Raw genomic sequence first — 17,206 nt, 5'->3', positions numbered from 1 at the left:
GCCCACCCTACGAAATCCGGGCCTACCGCTTGCCCACCTTCTCCCACAGCCACTTCGCAACCGCATCCGGCGACGAATTCGCATCATTGCCGGCAGCACGTAAATTCGCTTCCCGCATCGTGGCGATATCGACCTTGCCGAGCAGCGGTAGCAGCGCCGTCTTGAGCCGCTCATCGCCGGCCCGCTTCGGCGCCAGCAGCAGGATCGCGTCGTAGGGCGGGATCGCGTGCCTGGGATCGTCGAGCACGAGGAGATCGTATTTTGCAATCAGCCCGTCGCTGGTGTAGCCGGCGATCACGTCGACCTCGCCGCTGGCGACGGCCGCGTACATGAAATCCGGCTGCATCTGGCGCTGGGCGCGGAACGAGAGGCCATAGGATTTTTGCAGCGCCGCCCATTCGGGGCGCGAGAAGAACTCGTAGTCGCCGGCGATGGACAGCGTCGGTGCATGCGCGGCGAGATCGGCGATGGAGCGGATGCCGAGCGCTTCGGCGCGCTTCTTCGGCATCACCAGCGCATAGGCGTTCTCGAAGCCGAGCTCGCCAAGCAGGGTGATATGGTCCTTCGCGAGCGCTGTCTTGAGCTCCGCCAACAACTCCGCGCGCGGCTTGATGTCGGTGCGATGCAGCTGGTTGGCCCACAGCGTACCGGAATAATCGACATAGAGATCGATGTCGCCGGCCTTGAGCGCCTCGAAGATCACGCTGGAGCCGAGACCCGACCGCGCGGTCGCGGAGAGGCCGGCGGCCTGGAGGCGGTCCCTCAGCAGGGCGGACAGCACATATTGCTCGGCGAATGTCTTGGCCCCGACGACATAGCTCTGCGACGAGCGCCCCATCGTCGGCACCAGCGTTGCGAGGACCAGCGCCGCGATCCCGATGCCGCCGAGCGCGGCAGGCAGGCGGCTCCGCTGGCGCAAGCCGCTCTCGATCAGGCCGAGCAGCTGATCGACGGCGAGCGCGAGCAGGGCCGAGGCAAAGCAGCCGAACAGCACGAACACCCAGTTCTGGGTCTGAAGCCCGGCAAAAATGTAATTGCCGAGGCTGGTCTGCCCGATCGGCGTTGACAGGGTCGCGGTGCCGATCACCCACACCGCCGCGGTCCGGATGCCGGCCATCATCACCGGAAGCGCCAGCGGCAGCTCGACCATGATGAGCGACTGCCGCGCGGTCATGCCGACGCCTTTGGCGGCTTCGATCAGCGCGGGATCGATGCCGTTGAGGCCCGTGATGCCGTTGCGCAGTACCGGCAGCATCGAGTAGAGCGCGAGCGCCAGCATCGCCGGCAGGAAGCCGAAAGCGGAGAAGGAGATTCCGAACCAGGCCAGCGTGACCGAGGCAGCTAGCAGCAGCAGTGGATAGAACAGCGCGAGCAGCGCCAAGCCGGGCACCGTCTGCACGATGCTTGCGAGCGCGAGCAGGACAGCGCGCGGCGCCGGGCGGTTGCGCGTCAGGATCGCCAGCGGCAGGCTGATGGCGAGGCCAAGCGCGAGCGCGGCGAGGCTGACCCGCACATGGTTGCCGAGATAGTCGGGCAGATGCGACAGCGCCTCGCCCCAGCGTGGATCGGCGAACAGGCTCATGCCGCACCGCTCTGTGGCAGCAGCGCGTTCAGCCGCTCGACCTGGCGCCGCGGCGTGCGCAGCAGCTCCAGCACATAGGCGTCGCCGCTCGTGGAGAGTTCCGCGGGCGTGCCTTGCGCCAGCAGCTGTCCGCCGCGCATCACCGCGATGCGGTCGGCGAGCAGGATCGCCTCCGTCATGTCATGGGTGATCATGACCGTGGTCAGGCCGAGCTTGCGATGCAGCTCGCGAAAATCCTCGCCGAGCGCATCGCGGGTGAGGGGATCGAGCGCGCCGAACGGCTCGTCCATCAGCACGATGCGGGGCCGTGCCGCGAGCGCCCGCGCCACCCCGACGCGCTGGCGCTGGCCGCCGGAGAGCGCCTCGGGCAGGCGGTCGCGATGCGCGCGACGGTCGAGTTGCACGAGCTCGAGCAGCTCGTCGACCCGCGCGGTGATGTCCGCTGCCGGTGCGCCCAGCAGCCTTGGCGTGATTCCGATATTGTCGGCGACGCTCAGATGCGGAAACAGTCCGCCGCTCTGGAAGACGTAGCCGATCCGACGCCGCAGCGCGACCGGATCGACGGTTTGCACGTCCTCGCCCTCGACCGTGATCGTGCCGCCATCGGCCTCGATCAGCCGGTTGGCGAGCCGCAGCAGCGTGGTCTTGCCCGAGCCGGAGCCGCCGACGATGGCCAGAAATTCGCCCTCGGCGATGTCGAGCGACACGTCGTCGACGGCCTTGAGGGCGCCGAAGTTCTTGCTGACGTGGGAATAGCCAATCATCGGCCTGGAAGGCATCGGGCGGGCTCACTCTTCCTTACCCTCCCCTGGAGGGGGAGGGTCGCTCGCGCGAAGCGCGGGCGGGGTGGGGTGATCTCTCAACACGGGCGGTGTTGGACGTGGAGGGACCGTCACCCCACCCCGGTCCGCATTCCGCTTCGCTTCATGCGCACCGACCCTCCCCCTCCAGGGGAGGGTGAAGGAGGCGACGGAGCCCATGCGTAGCACGCTTGGCGGCTCGATTGAACTTGGTCGCGTGAGCGGCTAAGGCATCGGGCCAAGTTCGGAGGGAACACATGACGACGCCCACGGCAGTGGCGCTGGAAGACGCCAAGGTCGCGTTCCGGCTGGGGGACGACCGGGTCTATACGGCGGTGGAGAAGGCGCACCTTTCGGTCGCGCAGGGCGAGTTCGTCGCCATCGTCGGGCCGACCGGCTGCGGGAAATCGACGCTGCTCAATGTCGCGGCCGGCCTGCTCAAGCCCGCCGCCGGCAGCATCAAGATATTCGACCGGCCGCTCGCGGGGCTGAACCGGGACGCCGGCTACCTGTTCCAGGCCGATGCGCTGTTCCCCTGGAAGACCGCGCTCGACAATGTCGCGATCGGGCTCGAGATCGCGGGCACGCCCCGCGCCGAAGCGCTGCAACGCGCGCAAAAATGGCTGACCTCCGTCGGCCTCGGGGCTTTCGCCAACCGCTATCCGCATATGCTCTCCGGCGGCCAGCGCAAGCGCGTGGCGTTGGCGCAGGTGCTGATCCGCGACCCAAAGATACTCCTGATGGACGAGCCGTTCGGGCCGCTCGATGCGCAGACCCGCCAGGTCATGGGCAATCTGCTGCTCGACCTCTGGAATGCCGACCGCAAGGCCGTGCTGTTCGTGACCCATGATCTCGAAGAGGCGATCGCGCTCGCCGATCGCGTCGTGATCATGTCGGCGGGGCCGTCCTCGCGCATCATCGGCGACTGGCGCGTGAGCTTGCCGCGCCCGCGCGATATTTTCGAGGTGCGGCTGGACAAGGAGTTCCATGCGCTCCACCGCGAGATCTGGAGCGTGCTCAAGGACGAGGTGATGAAGGGCTACGCGCAATCGACCCAAGCGGCGGAGGCGATCTGATGTCGCGCGTGACGCTGCTGGCGCTGCAGGTCCTGGTCGCCGTCGTCTGCCTCGCACTGTGGCAGCTCTTTGCGACCGTGCCGGTGTTCGGAAAAATCCTGTTGCCGCCGTTCTTCTTCTCCAACCCGGTCGATGTGTTCAGCCAGATCGTCAAATGGTTCTCGTCCGGCGTGATCTGGAAGCATCTCGGAATCACGTTGACGGAATCTATCCTGGCGTTCGTGATCGGATCGCTCGGCGGCGTGCTGGTCGGCTTCTGGTTCGCGCGCCAGCCATTGGTTGCCGCGGTGTTCGATCCTTACGTCAAGATGGTCAACGCGCTGCCCCGCGTCGTGCTCGCGCCGATCTTCGCGCTGTGGCTGGGCCTCGGCATCTGGTCCAAGGTCGCGCTCGGCGTGACGCTGGTGTTCTTCATCGTGTTCTTCAACGTCTATCAGGGCGTCAAGGAAGTCAGCCGCACCGTGCTCGACAATGGCCGCATGCTCGGCATGAGCGAGGGGCAATTGATGCGGCACGTCTATTGGCCGTCGGCGCTGTCGTGGATGTTCTCGTCGCTGCACACCTCGGTCGGCTTCGCCGTGGTCGGCGCGGTCGTCGGCGAATATCTGGGCTCGGCGGCGGGGCTCGGCTATCTGATCCAGCAGGCCGAAGGCATCTTCGACGTCGCCGGCGTGTTCGCCGGCATGTTCGTGTTGTCGGCCTTCGTCATCCTGATCGACTTCGGGGTGACGCTGGTTGAGCGCAGGCTGCTGGTCTGGCGGCCGACCGTGGACGGGCGCGGGTAGGCCGCCTCGTTTGCCTGCTGACGTTTATGTGATTGACCGCGCGGAATAGAACGTGCGGCCACGCGTCATACCCCCATGCAACCACCTGCATGGGAGTTCAGGATGCCCCCCTCACGGTTTCGCCGCGCCGTAGCGGCGCTTGCAAGCAGATGCCGATGGCCCAGACCCGGCCTCGGCACGGCGTTCCTTGCCGCGCGCATTCTGGTCGCGTTCGCACTCCCGCCGCTCGTGTTCGCGCATGAAGCCCATCCGGCCGCCCCGCCGGCCACGGTGAGCACGGAGGAGCGTGCGTTTCTGGAAGAAAACGAAGCGGCGATGACCAAGATGATGAACGACATGGCGGCCAAGCCGACCGGCGACATCGATCGCGACTTCGTCGCGATGATGAGCCCGCATCATCAGGGCGCGATCGACATGGCGGTGATCGAGTTGCGTTACGGCAAGAACGAGCAGCTGCGGCGCATCGCCCAGGAAATCATCGTCGACCAGATGCAGGAGATCGCGGCCATGAAGCTCGCGATCGGCGAACCGGCGACAGACACCACGCCCGCCCCGACCCAACCGCCCACTGTTCCCAACACAACCGTTCATCATCACCCGGGCATGCAGATGGATATGTCCACGGGAATGAAGAAGTAGGAGTCGCAGATGACCACGTCACAAAGCACCATGATGAAGAGCATTTTCCTGGCGGCCACCATGCTTGCGACGGGTTCGGTCGCGTGGGCAGGGCAGGCGCCGGGCGCGCTGTCCGCCCGCGATATTCCGGTGAGCCATCACGACCGCGTCTACGCCGCAGAGCAGTTCTCGAATACGGTCTCGGTCACCGATCCCGTCGACAACAAGCTGCTTGGCGTGATCCGGCTGGGCGACCCGCAGCCCGGCAATTTCAGCCCGCTCTACAAGGGGCAGGTGCTCGTGCACGGCATGGGCTTCTCGCCCGATCACAAGACGCTCGCCGTGGTATCGATCGGCTCGAATTCGGTGAGCTTCATCGACACCGCGACCAACGCGGTCAAGCATATCACTTACGTCGGACGATCGCCGCACGAGGCGTTCTTTACGCCGGACGGCAAGGAAGTGTGGGTCACCGTTCGCGGCGAGAACTACATCTCCGTCATCGATCCGATCAGCTTCAAGGAGAAGACCCGCATCACGACCCCGAACGGGCCGGGCATGCAGATTTTCTCACCCGACGGCAAATACGGCTACATCTGCTCGTCGTTCAATCCCGAGACCGACGTCGTCGCGGTGGCCGAGCACAAGATCATCGCCACGGTGAAGCAGGAGAGCCCATTCTGCCCAAACATCGCGGCATCGCCGGATGGGGACCAGGTATGGTTCACCCTGAAGGACACTGGCCGGACACAGGTGTTCAACGCCAGGCCTCCGTTCAACGCGATCAAGACGATCGATACCGGGCCGATCACCAACCACGTCAACTTCGCGCACACCGCCAGGGGCACGTTCGCCTACGTCACCATCGGTGGCCTGAACGAGGTAAAAGTGTTCCGCACCGACGATTTCTCGCAGGTCGCGACGATCCCGGTCGGCAATCTGCCGCACGGCGTCTGGCCGTCCGGCGACGGCACGCGCATCTATGTGGGGCTGGAGAACGGCGACGCGCTCGCGGCCATCGACACGGCGACCAATAAAGTGGTCGGGAACGTTCCGATCGGCCAGGCACCGCAGGCGATCGCGTATGTTCCAAATGCCGCGCCTGACCCCGATGACCGCCGGAATTTGCAGGCACTCGGCGTCGCCGGGCAGGTCGCTCATCTCACGCTTGCGTCGAAGGACCGCGCAAAGGACGGCACGGCGCCGACCAGCGTGTCGCTGTTCGATCAGGGTCTGATTCAGATCTTGCAGGCTTCGGTGACGGGACTTCAGCCCACACAGAAATATGTGCTGGCTCTGGCGGAGCATGGCGACGGAAGTGGCCCGTTGCAACCGCTGGCGGCGTTCATGACCAACCCGGCTGGATCTGCCATAGTCAATGTGGTCGGTCCGATCCGGCAGATCGTCGACAAGTCTGCAGCCGAAGCAAGGCGGTACCTGGTGATTGCGGCCGGTGACGCGGCGATGCCCGGTGAGGCGGTCCAGATCGAGGCGCAATGACGCGCCGTCCGACGTCGGCAAAGGGCAGGTGGAGCGCCTCGTGAAGGACATGCTGGTTCAGGTCGAGCCGCTTATCCCCGCGCTCCGCCGCTACGCGCGCGCGCTTTTGCGCGATCGCGCGGCTGCCGATGATCTGGTTCAGGATTGCCTGGAACGTGCGGTCAGCCATTGGCATCAGCGGCGCGACGGCAGTGTACGCGCCTGGCTGTTCAGCATCCTCCACAATCTGGCGGTCACGCAATTCCGCCAGGCAACGGCGCGAGGCAGGCATATGCCGATCGACGATGCGGGCGAGCGTGAGCTTGTCAGTGCCGCCGCGCAGGAGCACAGGCTGATCTATCAGGACGTCCTGAAAAAGATTACGAGATTGCCGGAAGAGCAGCGTGCCGTGTTGTTGCTTGTTGCAGTTGAGGATCTATCCTACGCGGACGCCGCGGGAGTGCTGAAGATCCCGGTCGGGACCGTGATGTCGCGGCTGTCGCGCGCGCGGGAGAGGCTATTGCAGGAGATGGAGGGCGTGGCTCCAGGGAACGTCGTGGCATTGCGGGGCGTGAAATGAACCGGCGGCCGATCACCGAGGATGATCTCCACGCCTATGTCGACCAGGCGCTCGAGCCTGAGCGGCGCGCGGAGGTCGCATCCTATCTGGACGATCATCAGGATGTCGCCGCGCGCGTTGCGGCCTTCGCCACCCAGCGCGAGCAGCTGCGCGGGACGTTTGCGTCGATCGCCGACGAGCCGTTGCCGGCCGAGTTGAATCTGTCGCACATCATCGAGAGCCGGAGGCGGTCTCCCATGCGGGCGTGGTGGGCGATCGCTGCGATGTTGCTTCTCGGCATCGGCGGTCTCGGCGGATGGACCATGCGTAGCGTCTTGCAGGAGGGCTCGAGCGGACTGTCTGCACTGGCACAGGAGGCGGCCTATTCGTATGGCGTTTACGCACCGGACCGCGTGCGGCCGGTCGAGATACGCGCGTCCGAAAGTGCAGAGCTTACGCGATGGGTCTCTAATCGGCTGAAACAGCCGGTCAAGGTGCCGGACCTCTCTGTCTCAGGCTATCGGCTGATGGGCGGTCGCCTGGTTGCGACGTCGCACGGCCCGGCCGCGATGTTCATGTACGATGACGATCACGGCGACCGGCTTGTCGTGCTGACGCGTCCGATGAGCAACCGCAATCTGGATACGCCGATGATGCCGCAATCGACCGGCGATGTCGCGGGCTTCGTGTGGGCGGATGGCGGCATGGGTTACACGCTCGTCGGCCAGCTTCCGGGAGACACCCTCAAGCCGATCGCGAACGAGATCCGGAAGCAGACGCGCCCGATCTAACGCCGGGATTAACGAAAACGGGCCCGCGCATCGGCGCGAGCCCGAATAGTCAATCGCAGCCCGGTCGAGCGATCTCAGTCCAGCAGCTTGGTGTCGTCGGGTGCCTGCGGCGGCGTCTTGATCGCGATCGCCTTGACCTGTCCGCTGATCGGCTTGGTGCCGCCATGCGGGGTGCCCTTCGGGATGATGACGAGGTCGCCGGCTTTCACCGTCACCTCCTTGTCGCCGAGCCAGATCGTCCCGGTCCCGTCCAGGATGTACTGGATCTCGTTGGTGTTGGGATGCAAGTGCTTGGGCACATTGCCGACCTGGATCGAGATGGTGGCGCCGTCGGCGCTGGCGAACATCTTGGAACGGTAGCCGACATTGTTGGCGGGGCCGAGTGCGTCGCCTTCCATCTCGCCGGTGTGGATGATCTGTGCGGTGACGTTCTCGGCTGCCAGCGCCGGCCGGAGCAGCTGGTTCGCGCCGCATCCGGCGGCAAAGGCGGCGGCGATCGACAGGCCGATTGCAAGGCGATTCATGGATGATCCTCCCCATCAAGAATTGTTCTTGTCTGAGCATGTTATTGCGCCGAAAGGCCAATGGCCAGTGCCACTTAAGCGGTGCTTCTCAAGCCAGTCCCGCTGCTCTATGGTGCCGCCAGCCGAACGGAGGAAACCAATGAAGAACACGATTGCCAGGCTCGCCGGCGCGCTGCTCGCGCTGACGCTCACCACCGGTCTTGCCGCTGCGCAAAGCAAGGTGACCATCGCGGTCGGCGGCGGCGCCTGCCTGTGCTATCTGCCGACGGTGCTGGCCAAGCAGCTCGGCGAATACGAGAAGGCGGGCCTCAATGTCGAGCTGGTGGACCTCAAGGGCGGCTCGGACGCGCTCAAGGCCGTGCTCGGAGGCAGCGCCGACGTGGTCTCCGGCTATTTCGACCATTGCGTCAACCTCGCCGCCAAGAAGCAGGAGCTTCAGGCCTTCGTGGTCTATGACCGCTATCCCGGCCTCGTGCTGGTGGTCGCGCCCTCGCGCACCAATGACATCAAGTCGGTCAAGGATCTCGCCGGCAAGAAGGTCGGCGTCAGCGCGCCCGGCTCCTCCACCGACTTCTTCCTCAAATATCTCCTGAAAAAGAACGGGCTCGATCCCGCCGGCACCGCCGTGATCGGCGTCGGCCTCGGCGCCACCGCCGTGGCCGCGATGGAGCAGGGGCAGATTGACGCCGCCGTGATGCTCGATCCCTCGGTCACCGTGCTCCAGGGCAGCCACAAGGATCTGCGCATCCTCAGCGACACCCGCACCCAGAAGGACACGCTCGAGACGTTCGGCGGCGAATATCCGGGCGGCGCGCTGTACTCGACCGTGGCCTGGATCAACGGCCACGAGAAGGAAACGCAGGCGCTCACCAACGCAATGCTGGCCACGATCGGCTGGATCCATTCGCATTCGCCCGAGGAGATCATGGCGAAGATGCCGGACGAGATGGTCGGCAAGAACAAGGAGCTCTATCTCGCCGCGCTGAAGAACACGATCCCGATGTTCTCCGAAACCGGCAAGATGGACCCGAAGGGCGCGGACGCAGTGCTCGCGGTGTTCAGCGTCGGCTCGCCGGAGGTGGCCGCCGCCAAGATAGACGTCAGCAAGACCTTTACCAACAAATACGTCGATCAGGCCAAGAAGACCACGGGGAACGCCAAATAACTGACGCGAAGGCATTGTAATCAGGTGTCATGACGTCACTGGTCATTCATCGCGTCACGACGCTTGATCTTGCCGTGCGGCCGATCGCCTGGCCGTTTGCGGAGGAACGCCGCGCCGAAATTGCGGCGCATTTCGCCGAGAAGCAGCGCGAGCGGCCGAAGATGTGGAACGGCCGCGTCCTGCTCGGGCGCGATGCCGTGTTCACGGACGGCCATCTCGCCGCGACCTATTTCGAGACGGATTTCGCGAGCTTCCTCGCCTGGCGCGACTGGGGCTTTCCCGACAAGGCCGTGTTCAACGGTTTTGGCATGGGCGCGCTGCGCGCCTCGGATGGTGCCTTCATCATGGGCGAGATGGCGCAGCACACCGCCAATGCGGGGCGCATCTATTTCCCCTCGGGCACGCCCGATCTGGACGACGTCAGTGACGGCGCGCTCGACATTCCTGGCAGTGTCATCCGCGAACTCGGGGAAGAGACCGGCTTGACAGCGGCCGACTACCGGACCCAGCCGGACTGGCACTGCGTCGTCACCGGTCCGTCGATTGCAATGATTCAGATCATCAACCTGGACATGCCGGGCGACGTGGCCCAGGCCCGGATCGAGGCCAATCTCGCCCGCGAAGCCGATCCGGAGTTGTCGGCCATTCATCTCGTGCGCGGGATGAGCGATCTCACGCCGTCCATGCCGCGATTTGTCACGGCCTTCGTCGAGCAGCAGTTCGCGTCGCGCTGAAGCGCGAGGCTTGACATCGCTGCGCCCAGCCCATGTGATGGGCCAAAAAGCAAAAGCAACAAGAATGCGATGCACAATCGTCCAGGGAGGTTTTGATGCGCCTGCGCATGGCTGCCCGCTTGGTACGTGGGCTGTTGGTCGCGATATCAGCGACGGGCTTGATGGCTTCGGCTCAGGCTCAAGAGAAGAAGATCAAGATCGGCGTTGTTTTCGACCTGACCGGGCCTCTCGCGGGCGGTGGATCTGAGCTCGGCTATATCGGCGCAAAAATTATTCTCGACCATTTCGCCAAGACCGGCGTCGAGGGCTACAAGATCGAGGCGGTCTATGCCGACGCGCAGAGCAAACCCGACATCGCCATCAACGAATCCGTCCGCCTGCTCGAGCAGGAGAAGGTGGACATGGTGCTCGGCTTCTTCTCCTCGGCGCAATGCGTGCCGGTCGCCGCCCGTGTCGAGCAGCTCAAGAAGTTCATGTGGATGACGACCTGCATCTCGTCGGCCGTGTTCAACGACAAGGGCTACAAATACGTTTTCCGCCCGCAGGCGAGCGGCGACCAGTTCGGCATGATGACGATGGATTTCATCGCGCAGAATGCCAAGGCGAAGTTCGACAAGGAGCCGAAGGACCTGCGCGTCGCCATCATCCACGAGGATGGCGCCTATGGCGTCGACGTCTCCAGGGGCAACGAGGCCGGCGCGAAGAAGGCGGGCTTCAACGTCGTGATGAAGGAGGGCTATTCGGCGACGGCGCCCGATCTCTCCGCGCTGGTGACCAAGCTGAAGCGTGCCAAGCCCGATGTCATTTTCCACACCGGCTACAACCCTGATATCACGCTGCTGCTGCGCCAGGCCCGCGAGCAGGGGTTGAAGTTCGGAGCGCTCATGGGCCATGGCGCCGGCTACGGCGTCTACGAGAAGCTGAAAGAGGGGATGGGGGCTGACGCCACTTACATCTTCAACACCGACCCGATCTCGATCTGGCTCGCCAACCAGAAGACCATGGATCCGAAGCTCCCGCCCGTCATCAAGATGGTCGGCGAGGAGTTCGACAAGATCAGGCCCGGCGTTGCCATCCGCTCGGCGCATGTCGGCATCGGCGCGTCCAACACTTACGTGTTCATGAGTGATGTGCTGCCGCGCGCGATCAAGAAGTATGGCGGCGTCGATCCCGACGCGCTGCGCAAGGCCGCGCTCGACACCGACATCCCCGAAGGCGGCACGATGCTCGGCTTCGGCGTCAAGTTCTACGGCGAGGGCACGCCGATGGCCGGGCAGAACGAGCGCTCGTTCCCAGTCGTGATCCAGTACATCGACGACAAATCCTCTGTGGTGTGGCCCAAGAGTCAGGCGCAGCGCGAGGCTGTGCTGCCGCTGCCGAAGGGCACCACCTACAGCAACCAGTAGCGGCGGAGCAGGGCGGTGCTGGAAGTCAGCGGGCTGGTGAAGCGGTTTGGTGGCTTCACCGCCGTCAACAACGTGTCGTTTCGGGTCGATCAGGGCGAGATCCTCGGTCTGATCGGCCCCAACGGCTCGGGCAAGAGCACGATCTTCAACATGCTCTCCGGCACGCTGGCGCCGACATCCGGCTCGATCCTGTTCGGCGGCGCCGAGATCGCAGGGCTTGCGCCGCACCGGATCATCAACAGCGGCATCGGCCGCACCTTCCAGATTCCGCGGCCGTTCCGACGCCTGACAATCTTCGAGAATGTCGCCCTGGCCGGCTTCTACGGCCAGGGCCGCCACAGTCGTGCCAGGGCGGAGGAGGCGGCCGAGCGGTCACTTGCGATGGTGGGCTTGCCGACCGATCGCCATGCCAGCGTCGATGGCCTGGGCGCAGCCGGCCTGAAGAAGCTCGAATTGGCGAAGGCGCTCGCCACCGCGCCAAAACTGCTGCTTGCCGACGAGAGCCTCGGTGGTCTCGACGAGACCGAGATGGACCAGGCGGCCGACATGCTGCGCAACATCCGCGACGAGCTCGGCATCACCATCATCTGGGTCGAGCACATCATGGGTGTGCTGATGCGCGTCGTCGACCGCGTGATGGTGCTCGATCACGGCGAGAAGATCTCGGAAGGGTTGCCCAGCGCGGTTGCCGGCGACCCGCGCGTCATCGAGGTCTATCTCGGCACTGATGCCGAGACCACGCAGGCCGCGGCGGCGGAAGCGCGCCGCCGCTCGGGAGGCTAGACGATGCTGGAGCTTCGTTCGGTCAGCGCGGGTTACGGCACGTTCCAGGCGCTGTTCGACGTCGATCTCGACGTGAGGGCGGGCGAGGCCGTCGGCGTCATCGGTCCGAACGGCGCCGGCAAGACCACCCTGATGCGCGTCATCTCCGGCCTGATCCGTCCCACGCGCGGGTCGATCAGGATGGAGGGCGTCGACGTCGTGGCGACGCCGCCGCACAAGATCGTCAGCCTCGGCATCGCGCATGTGCCGGAGAACCGGCGGCTGTTTCCGCAGCTCACGGTCGACGACAATCTCAAGATGGGCGCCTTCATGAAGGAGGCGCGCGGCCACTATGCCGAGCGGCTGGATGTCGTGTTCGACCTGTTTCCGCGCCTGAAGGAGCGCCGCCACCAGATGGCCGGCACCATGTCCGGCGGCGAGCAGCAGATGTGCGCGATCGGCCGCGCGCTGATGTCGAATCCAAAACTTCTGCTGCTCGACGAGCCGTCGGCGGGGCTGGCGCCGGTCGTGGTGCAGCAAGTGTTCGAGCTGGTGAAGCGGATCCGCGCCCGCGGCCTGACGGTGCTGATCGTCGAGCAGAACGTGCAGCAGGTGCTGAAAGTGGTTGATCGCGCCTATCTGATCGAGGCGGGCACGATCCGGGCATCCGGCACCTCGGCCGAGATGCTGGCGAGTGACACGGTCAAGGAAGCTTATCTCGGGGTGTGATGGGCATGCAGGCGTTCCTGGACATATTCGACATCTACCTGCTGGAGGCCGTGATCAACGGCATCCTGCTCGGCGGCGTGCTGGCACTGCTCGCGCTCGGGCTCAATTTGATCTTTGGCGTCATCGACGTGACCTGGATCTGCTACGCGGAGCTGGTGATGATCGGCATGTACGCCATGTATTTCATCGTGCAGTATTACGGCCTCAGCTACTTCATCGCAGCGCCGTTCACCATTTTGCTCGTCGCGATCCTCGGCGCCGCGCTGCACTACCTCGTGATCGCGCCGCTGCTCACCGCGCCGCCGATCAACCAGCTGCTTGCGACAGGCGGGGTGCTGTTCGTGCTCCAGAGCTTTGCCACCGTCGCCTTCGGCATCGACTTCCGCAATCTCGGCATCCGCCTGCCGGTGCTCGCCTTCGGCGACATGAATTTCAGCTACGCGCGGCTGCTGTCTTTTCTGGCCGCGCTGGTCGGCATGGTCGCAGTGTACCTGTTCATGACCCGCACCTTCACCGGCACCGCGATCCGCGCCATCTCCCAGGATCGGCAGATCATGGCGCTGATGGGCGTCGACACGAAGAGAATGTATCTCATCACCTCCGCGCTCGGCGGCGCGCTGGCTGGGCTCGCCGCTTGCCTGCTGGTGCTGCAATACGACGTGCATCCCTTCGTCGGCCTCTCCTTCGGACCGATCACCTTCCTGATCTGCGTGCTCGGGGGGCTCGGCAATTTCATCGGCGGCTTCATCGCCGCCTTCGTGTTCGCCGAGATCATCTCGCTCGGCGGCCTGTTCTCCGATCTCGAATGGGGTTACGTGCTCGCCTTCGCCTTCTTCATCGTCATGATGTTCATCCGGCCCGCGGGCCTGCTTGCGAGGCGCCGATGATCGGGCAGGGCCGGCTTGCGGCGTGGGCGGTGGGGCTGGCGGCGCTGGTCGCGCTGCCCTTCCTCTATCGCGACCCCTATCATCTGCACATTCTGGTGCTGATCCTGATCTGGTCGTTCGCCTACACGTCCTGGTCGATGATGGGACGGTTCGGCCTCGTCTCGCTCGGCCATGGCGGCTTCATGGGGATCGGCGCCTACGTCACCGCGCTGCTGTGGAATCATCTGGGCTGGTCGCCCTGGATCGGTATTCCCATCAGCATGGTTGCGGCGGGTGCGCTGGCGCTGATCGTCGGCTATCCCTGCTTCCGCTTCCGCATCACCGGACATTATTTCGTGCTGGTGACGCTGGCGCTATCAGGCATCGTGCTCCAGGTCATCACGGCGACGCGCGACTACACCGGCGGCTCGCTCGGCTATACGCCAAATCGGGCCTCGGGCAACAAGCTGCTGGCGCTGCAATTCGACGACAAGACGACCTGGTATCTGATCGCGCTCGGGGTCTGGCTTTTCGGCATCGTGGTCTGGCACTGGGTCGACCGCAGCATGGCTCGCTATGCGCTGGAGGCGATCTCGGAGGACGAGGATGCCGCGGCCGCCGCCGGTGTCGATGTCACCGCGGAGAAGCTGAAAATCACGCTGCTCAGTGCGGTGATGACGGCGCTGGCCGGCGCAATCTACTGCCAGTACCAGATGTTCATCACCCCAGACACCGTCAGCGGCATCGCGGTGTCGCTCCAGATGGTGTTCGCGGCCATCGTCGGCGGCCTGTTCGTCTCGCTCGGCCCGACCTTTGGCGCTGTCATCACCATTCTGCTGGCGGAAACCCTGCGTATCGGCTTCGGCACCAAGGCGGTCGGCTGGGACAACCTCGTCTATGGCGTGCTGCTGGTCCTTTTCATCATATTCCTTCCCAAGGGCATCCTTGGTAGCCTGCTCGACCGATTGAAGCCGCAACGCAAGGTGCCCCGCGCTCATGAGCAAGAAGCCGTCCAAATCGCTCGCCCAGGAACTTGACCGCTACATCACGCCGTTCCGTTACGACGGATCGGGCAAGTTTCACCTCAAGGATTACAAGACCAACGAGAAGGGCGATCTCGACAAGGAGAAGGCGCAGGAGATTCTCGACGCCAACAAGAAGCGGATGATCGAGTTTCAAGAGAAGCTCTACGCTCAGGACCGCTGGTCGGTGCTGATCGTGCTCCAGGCCATGGACGCCGCCGGCAAGGATTCTGCGATCAAGGCGATCTTCGAGGGCATCAACCCGCAGGGTTGCGAGGTCCATGCTTTCAAGGCGCCGAGCACCAAGGAGCTCGATCACGATTTCCTCTGGCGCCACGCGATCGCGCTGCCCGAGCGCGGCCATATCGGCATCTTCAACCGCTCCCATTACGAGGAGTGCCTGGTCACGCGGGTGCACCCGGAGATTCTCGCCAGGCAGAAGCTGCCGCAAAGACTCGTCACCAAGAACATCTGGAAGGAGCGGTTCGAGGACATCTCCGCCTTCGAGCGCCATCTCAGCCGCAACGGCACGGTGGTTCTGAAATTCTTCCTCAATCTATCCAAGGAGGAGCAGCGCGAGCGCTTCCTTGAGCGGCTCGAGGAACCGGCCAAGCAGTGGAAATTCTCGATGGACGACATCAAGGAGCGCGCGCTGTGGCCGCGCTACCAGGCGGTCTATCAGGACATCGTCCGGCATACGGCGACGTCGCATGCGCCCTGGTATGTCGTGCCGGCCGACCACAAATGGTTTGCCCGCGTCGTGATCGGCTCGGCGATCGTCGCGGCGCTCGAAAAGCTCGACCTGCGCTTTCCCCGCGCCGACAAGGCCTCGCTTGGCGAATTCGACGAGGTGCGCAAGGCGCTGGAGCGGGAGGGGAAGGGGAGCGGGAAGCGGTGAATTTTCTTCGCCTCTCCCCGCTTGCGGAGAGAAGCCGGAATGCGCGCGCAGCGCGGATTCCGGGTGAGGGGGAGTCTCCGCGAGTTCGACCGTCACTATTTTTGCGGAAGCAGCCCCTCACCCTGACCCTCTCCCCGTAAGAACGGGGAGAGGGGAAGAATCGGTCTCAATACCCGCGGCCCCACCAGTAGCAGAAGCGCTCGACATTGGCGGGAAGGGCGGTCTCGTAATTCGCCCATTTCTCGTATTTCGGCAGCTTCACTTCCTTCATCGCGGTGTCGAAGCATTTGCCGGCATCGGCGGCCTTCTTTACCTCTGCGGACAGATCTTCCATGTAGGCGATGTCGTCCTCGACGTCCTTCTTGGTGCCGAGGCGCCCGCCGGCATAGGGATGGCCGGGGATCATCCGGTCCCAGTCGAGCGACGCCAGCTTCTTCAGCGAGGCGATATATTCCAACGGCGACGCATTGTCGGGGATGTTGCGGAACTGCACCGACTCGATCGGCGCGAAGTCGACGACGAAGACGATCTTCTCCTTCGGCAGCCGCATCACCAGCGAATTGTCGGAATGGTTGCGGCCGACATAGTTCAGCTCCAGCGTGGTGCCGCCGAGGGTGATGCTCTTTTTGTCGTCGATCACCTGGTCCGGCATCACGACATCGGCGAGCAGCGCATTCTGCTTCTTCAGCTCGAGCAGGCGCTCCTTGGTCCGCCGATGCGCGATGAAGGTCGCGCCGAGATCCTTGAAAGGCTGGCCGCCGGCGATGTGGTCGTAATGGTGGTGGCTGTAAATGACGTATTTGATCGGCTTGTCGGTGACGGCCTTGATGGCGTCGATATAGGGCTTTGCCGGACGCAAATACGAGATCGGGTCGGTCGCGATCACGCCCTGCGGCGTCACGATGAACATCGACTGATGACCGCCATAGCGGAAGACGTAGACGTTCTCGGTGCCGTCGACCTTCTTGGTCGAGGTCTGCGGCGGGGTCTGCGCGAAGGCTGATCCAGTCAGGAGGGCCGCGACAGCGGCGATGCAAAGTAATGCTTTCATGTCTGGCTTTCTGGAAAAGGATGGAATGCGAAAGGCGAATGGACTCTCTGACACAAACGCGGCAGGAGGGAATTTATTCCCTGATCCATTGCGACCAATCTGTCTCGGTGGGAGGGAACACGTCCGCAAATGTGATACCGGCACCATTGATCCTGCTTGACAGTCTTATGTCACGGGAGGAGCATGGTGTTGGTCGCAAACAAGCGACGCGTCCACCTCAGAGCAAGGGGAGGTCTATGAGTCCACCTCCGCAGATCCAGCCGCGTTAAGTGCGATGGAGCTCGTTCGGATTATCGCATAGCGGCAGAAACCGCGAACGGCACGCCGGGTCAAGGTTTAGCGGGCTGCATCAGTGAGGC

At 64.1% G+C, this 17,206-nt stretch carries 18 protein-coding genes; 14 read left to right on the top strand and 4 right to left on the bottom strand.

All coding sequences use genetic code 11. The features are described from left to right. Positions 1-22 precede the first annotated feature (22 nt). Complete coding sequence (locus tag AC5ZFO_RS08710; RefSeq protein ID WP_282520615.1) at positions 23-1,582, bottom strand: glycine betaine ABC transporter substrate-binding protein; 1,560 nt, start codon at positions 1,580-1,582, stop codon at positions 23-25. After that, positions 1,579-2,361, bottom strand: coding sequence for an ATP-binding cassette domain-containing protein (locus AC5ZFO_RS08705; RefSeq protein ID WP_282520616.1), 783 nt, complete (start codon positions 2,359-2,361; stop codon positions 1,579-1,581). The genes AC5ZFO_RS08710 and AC5ZFO_RS08705 overlap by 4 nt, the downstream gene beginning before the upstream one ends. 278 nt (positions 2,362-2,639) lie before the next feature. Here AC5ZFO_RS08705 and AC5ZFO_RS08700 point away from each other — a divergent pair, with 278 nt between their 5' ends. The 6 genes from AC5ZFO_RS08700 (at position 2,640) to AC5ZFO_RS08675 (ending at position 7,690) form a co-directional block, all read left to right on the top strand. After that, positions 2,640-3,458: an ABC transporter ATP-binding protein gene (locus AC5ZFO_RS08700; RefSeq protein ID WP_014493075.1), complete on the top strand. Its 819-nt coding sequence runs from the start codon at positions 2,640-2,642 to the stop codon at positions 3,456-3,458. Next, positions 3,458-4,243, top strand: coding sequence for an ABC transporter permease (locus AC5ZFO_RS08695; RefSeq protein ID WP_282520618.1), 786 nt, complete (start codon positions 3,458-3,460; stop codon positions 4,241-4,243). The genes AC5ZFO_RS08700 and AC5ZFO_RS08695 overlap by 1 nt, the downstream gene beginning before the upstream one ends. Positions 4,244-4,345: 102 nt before the next feature. Continuing rightward, positions 4,346-4,882: a DUF305 domain-containing protein gene (locus tag AC5ZFO_RS08690; RefSeq protein WP_496121956.1), complete on the top strand. Its 537-nt coding sequence runs from the start codon at positions 4,346-4,348 to the stop codon at positions 4,880-4,882. Between the two features lie 9 nt (positions 4,883-4,891). After that, complete coding sequence (locus AC5ZFO_RS08685) at positions 4,892-6,361, top strand: YncE family protein (protein ID WP_282520620.1); 1,470 nt, start codon at positions 4,892-4,894, stop codon at positions 6,359-6,361. 40 nt (positions 6,362-6,401) lie between these two features. Next, on the top strand, positions 6,402-6,920 hold the full coding sequence (locus AC5ZFO_RS08680; RefSeq protein WP_282520621.1) for a sigma-70 family RNA polymerase sigma factor: 519 nt from the start codon (positions 6,402-6,404) through the stop codon (positions 6,918-6,920). Further along, a complete protein-coding gene (locus AC5ZFO_RS08675; protein ID WP_282520622.1) occupies positions 6,917-7,690 on the top strand; it encodes an anti-sigma factor family protein in 774 nt (257 codons plus the stop codon). The genes AC5ZFO_RS08680 and AC5ZFO_RS08675 overlap by 4 nt, the downstream gene beginning before the upstream one ends. Before the next feature lie 74 nt (positions 7,691-7,764). Here the strand turns inward: AC5ZFO_RS08675 and AC5ZFO_RS08670 are convergent, their stop codons facing one another. Next, a complete protein-coding gene (locus AC5ZFO_RS08670) occupies positions 7,765-8,214 on the bottom strand; it encodes a cupin domain-containing protein (RefSeq protein ID WP_282520623.1) in 450 nt (149 codons plus the stop codon). 139 nt (positions 8,215-8,353) lie between these two features. On the opposite strand from AC5ZFO_RS08670, the gene AC5ZFO_RS08665 reads away from it, so the two are divergent. The 8 genes from AC5ZFO_RS08665 to AC5ZFO_RS08630 all read left to right on the top strand — a co-directional run bounded on the left by AC5ZFO_RS08665 (position 8,354) and on the right by AC5ZFO_RS08630 (position 15,796). Continuing rightward, positions 8,354-9,379, top strand: coding sequence for an ABC transporter substrate-binding protein (locus AC5ZFO_RS08665; protein WP_282520624.1), 1,026 nt, complete (start codon positions 8,354-8,356; stop codon positions 9,377-9,379). 29 nt (positions 9,380-9,408) lie between these two features. Continuing rightward, positions 9,409-10,113, top strand: coding sequence for an NUDIX hydrolase (locus tag AC5ZFO_RS08660; protein WP_282520625.1), 705 nt, complete (start codon positions 9,409-9,411; stop codon positions 10,111-10,113). A gap of 95 nt (positions 10,114-10,208) precedes the next feature. Continuing rightward, positions 10,209-11,519 (top strand): ABC transporter substrate-binding protein, encoded by a 1,311-nt coding sequence (locus tag AC5ZFO_RS08655; protein WP_282520626.1) that lies wholly within the window; start codon positions 10,209-10,211, stop codon positions 11,517-11,519. A 15-nt stretch (positions 11,520-11,534) separates the two neighbouring features. Continuing rightward, positions 11,535-12,302, top strand: coding sequence for an ABC transporter ATP-binding protein (locus tag AC5ZFO_RS08650; protein ID WP_028150401.1), 768 nt, complete (start codon positions 11,535-11,537; stop codon positions 12,300-12,302). Positions 12,303-12,305: 3 nt separating this feature from the next. Next, positions 12,306-13,010, top strand: a complete 705-nt coding sequence (locus tag AC5ZFO_RS08645) for an ABC transporter ATP-binding protein (protein WP_282520627.1) — start codon at positions 12,306-12,308, stop codon at positions 13,008-13,010. A gap of 5 nt (positions 13,011-13,015) precedes the next feature. After that, entirely contained in the window at positions 13,016-13,897 is an 882-nt protein-coding gene (locus AC5ZFO_RS08640) for a branched-chain amino acid ABC transporter permease (protein WP_027547894.1), read from the top strand. Further along, a complete protein-coding gene (locus AC5ZFO_RS08635; protein WP_282520628.1) occupies positions 13,894-14,913 on the top strand; it encodes a branched-chain amino acid ABC transporter permease in 1,020 nt (339 codons plus the stop codon). Before AC5ZFO_RS08640 ends, AC5ZFO_RS08635 begins: the two co-directional genes overlap by 4 nt. Continuing rightward, the gene (locus AC5ZFO_RS08630) at positions 14,873-15,796 is read left to right on the top strand and encodes a polyphosphate kinase 2 family protein (protein ID WP_282520629.1); all 924 of its coding nucleotides are present in this window, start codon (positions 14,873-14,875) and stop codon (positions 15,794-15,796) included. Before AC5ZFO_RS08635 ends, AC5ZFO_RS08630 begins: the two co-directional genes overlap by 41 nt. A gap of 166 nt (positions 15,797-15,962) precedes the next feature. On the opposite strand, the gene AC5ZFO_RS08625 is transcribed toward AC5ZFO_RS08630, so the two are convergent. After that, the gene (locus AC5ZFO_RS08625; RefSeq protein WP_282520630.1) at positions 15,963-16,847 is read right to left on the bottom strand and encodes an MBL fold metallo-hydrolase; all 885 of its coding nucleotides are present in this window, start codon (positions 16,845-16,847) and stop codon (positions 15,963-15,965) included. Positions 16,848-17,206 lie beyond the last annotated feature (359 nt).

The organism is Bradyrhizobium sp. Unk1, from assembly GCF_059512345.1.
The sequence above is the reverse complement of the archived record's forward strand: the minus strand, read 5'-3'. Positions and strand labels throughout refer to the sequence as shown.

What these genes read in the sequence shown, in the direction of transcription:
- AC5ZFO_RS08710 (WP_282520615.1), bottom strand. Translation starts at nt 1,582, where the DNA reads ATGAGCCTGTTCGCCGATCCACGCTGGGGCGAGGCGCTGTCGCATCTG.
- AC5ZFO_RS08705 (WP_282520616.1), bottom strand. Translation starts at nt 2,361, where the DNA reads ATGCCTTCCAGGCCGATGATTGGCTATTCCCACGTCAGCAAGAACTTC.
- AC5ZFO_RS08700 (WP_014493075.1), top strand. Translation starts at nt 2,640, where the DNA reads ATGACGACGCCCACGGCAGTGGCGCTGGAAGACGCCAAGGTCGCGTTC.
- AC5ZFO_RS08695 (WP_282520618.1), top strand. Translation starts at nt 3,458, where the DNA reads ATGTCGCGCGTGACGCTGCTGGCGCTGCAGGTCCTGGTCGCCGTCGTC.
- AC5ZFO_RS08690 (WP_496121956.1), top strand. Translation starts at nt 4,346, where the DNA reads ATGCCCCCCTCACGGTTTCGCCGCGCCGTAGCGGCGCTTGCAAGCAGA.
- AC5ZFO_RS08685 (WP_282520620.1), top strand. Translation starts at nt 4,892, where the DNA reads ATGACCACGTCACAAAGCACCATGATGAAGAGCATTTTCCTGGCGGCC.
- AC5ZFO_RS08675 (WP_282520622.1), top strand. Translation starts at nt 6,917, where the DNA reads ATGAACCGGCGGCCGATCACCGAGGATGATCTCCACGCCTATGTCGAC.
- AC5ZFO_RS08670 (WP_282520623.1), bottom strand. Translation starts at nt 8,214, where the DNA reads ATGAATCGCCTTGCAATCGGCCTGTCGATCGCCGCCGCCTTTGCCGCC.
- AC5ZFO_RS08665 (WP_282520624.1), top strand. Translation starts at nt 8,354, where the DNA reads ATGAAGAACACGATTGCCAGGCTCGCCGGCGCGCTGCTCGCGCTGACG.
- AC5ZFO_RS08660 (WP_282520625.1), top strand. Translation starts at nt 9,409, where the DNA reads ATGACGTCACTGGTCATTCATCGCGTCACGACGCTTGATCTTGCCGTG.
- AC5ZFO_RS08655 (WP_282520626.1), top strand. Translation starts at nt 10,209, where the DNA reads ATGCGCCTGCGCATGGCTGCCCGCTTGGTACGTGGGCTGTTGGTCGCG.
- AC5ZFO_RS08645 (WP_282520627.1), top strand. Translation starts at nt 12,306, where the DNA reads ATGCTGGAGCTTCGTTCGGTCAGCGCGGGTTACGGCACGTTCCAGGCG.
- AC5ZFO_RS08640 (WP_027547894.1), top strand. Translation starts at nt 13,016, where the DNA reads ATGCAGGCGTTCCTGGACATATTCGACATCTACCTGCTGGAGGCCGTG.
- AC5ZFO_RS08635 (WP_282520628.1), top strand. Translation starts at nt 13,894, where the DNA reads ATGATCGGGCAGGGCCGGCTTGCGGCGTGGGCGGTGGGGCTGGCGGCG.
- AC5ZFO_RS08630 (WP_282520629.1), top strand. Translation starts at nt 14,873, where the DNA reads ATGAGCAAGAAGCCGTCCAAATCGCTCGCCCAGGAACTTGACCGCTAC.
- AC5ZFO_RS08625 (WP_282520630.1), bottom strand. Translation starts at nt 16,847, where the DNA reads ATGAAAGCATTACTTTGCATCGCCGCTGTCGCGGCCCTCCTGACTGGA.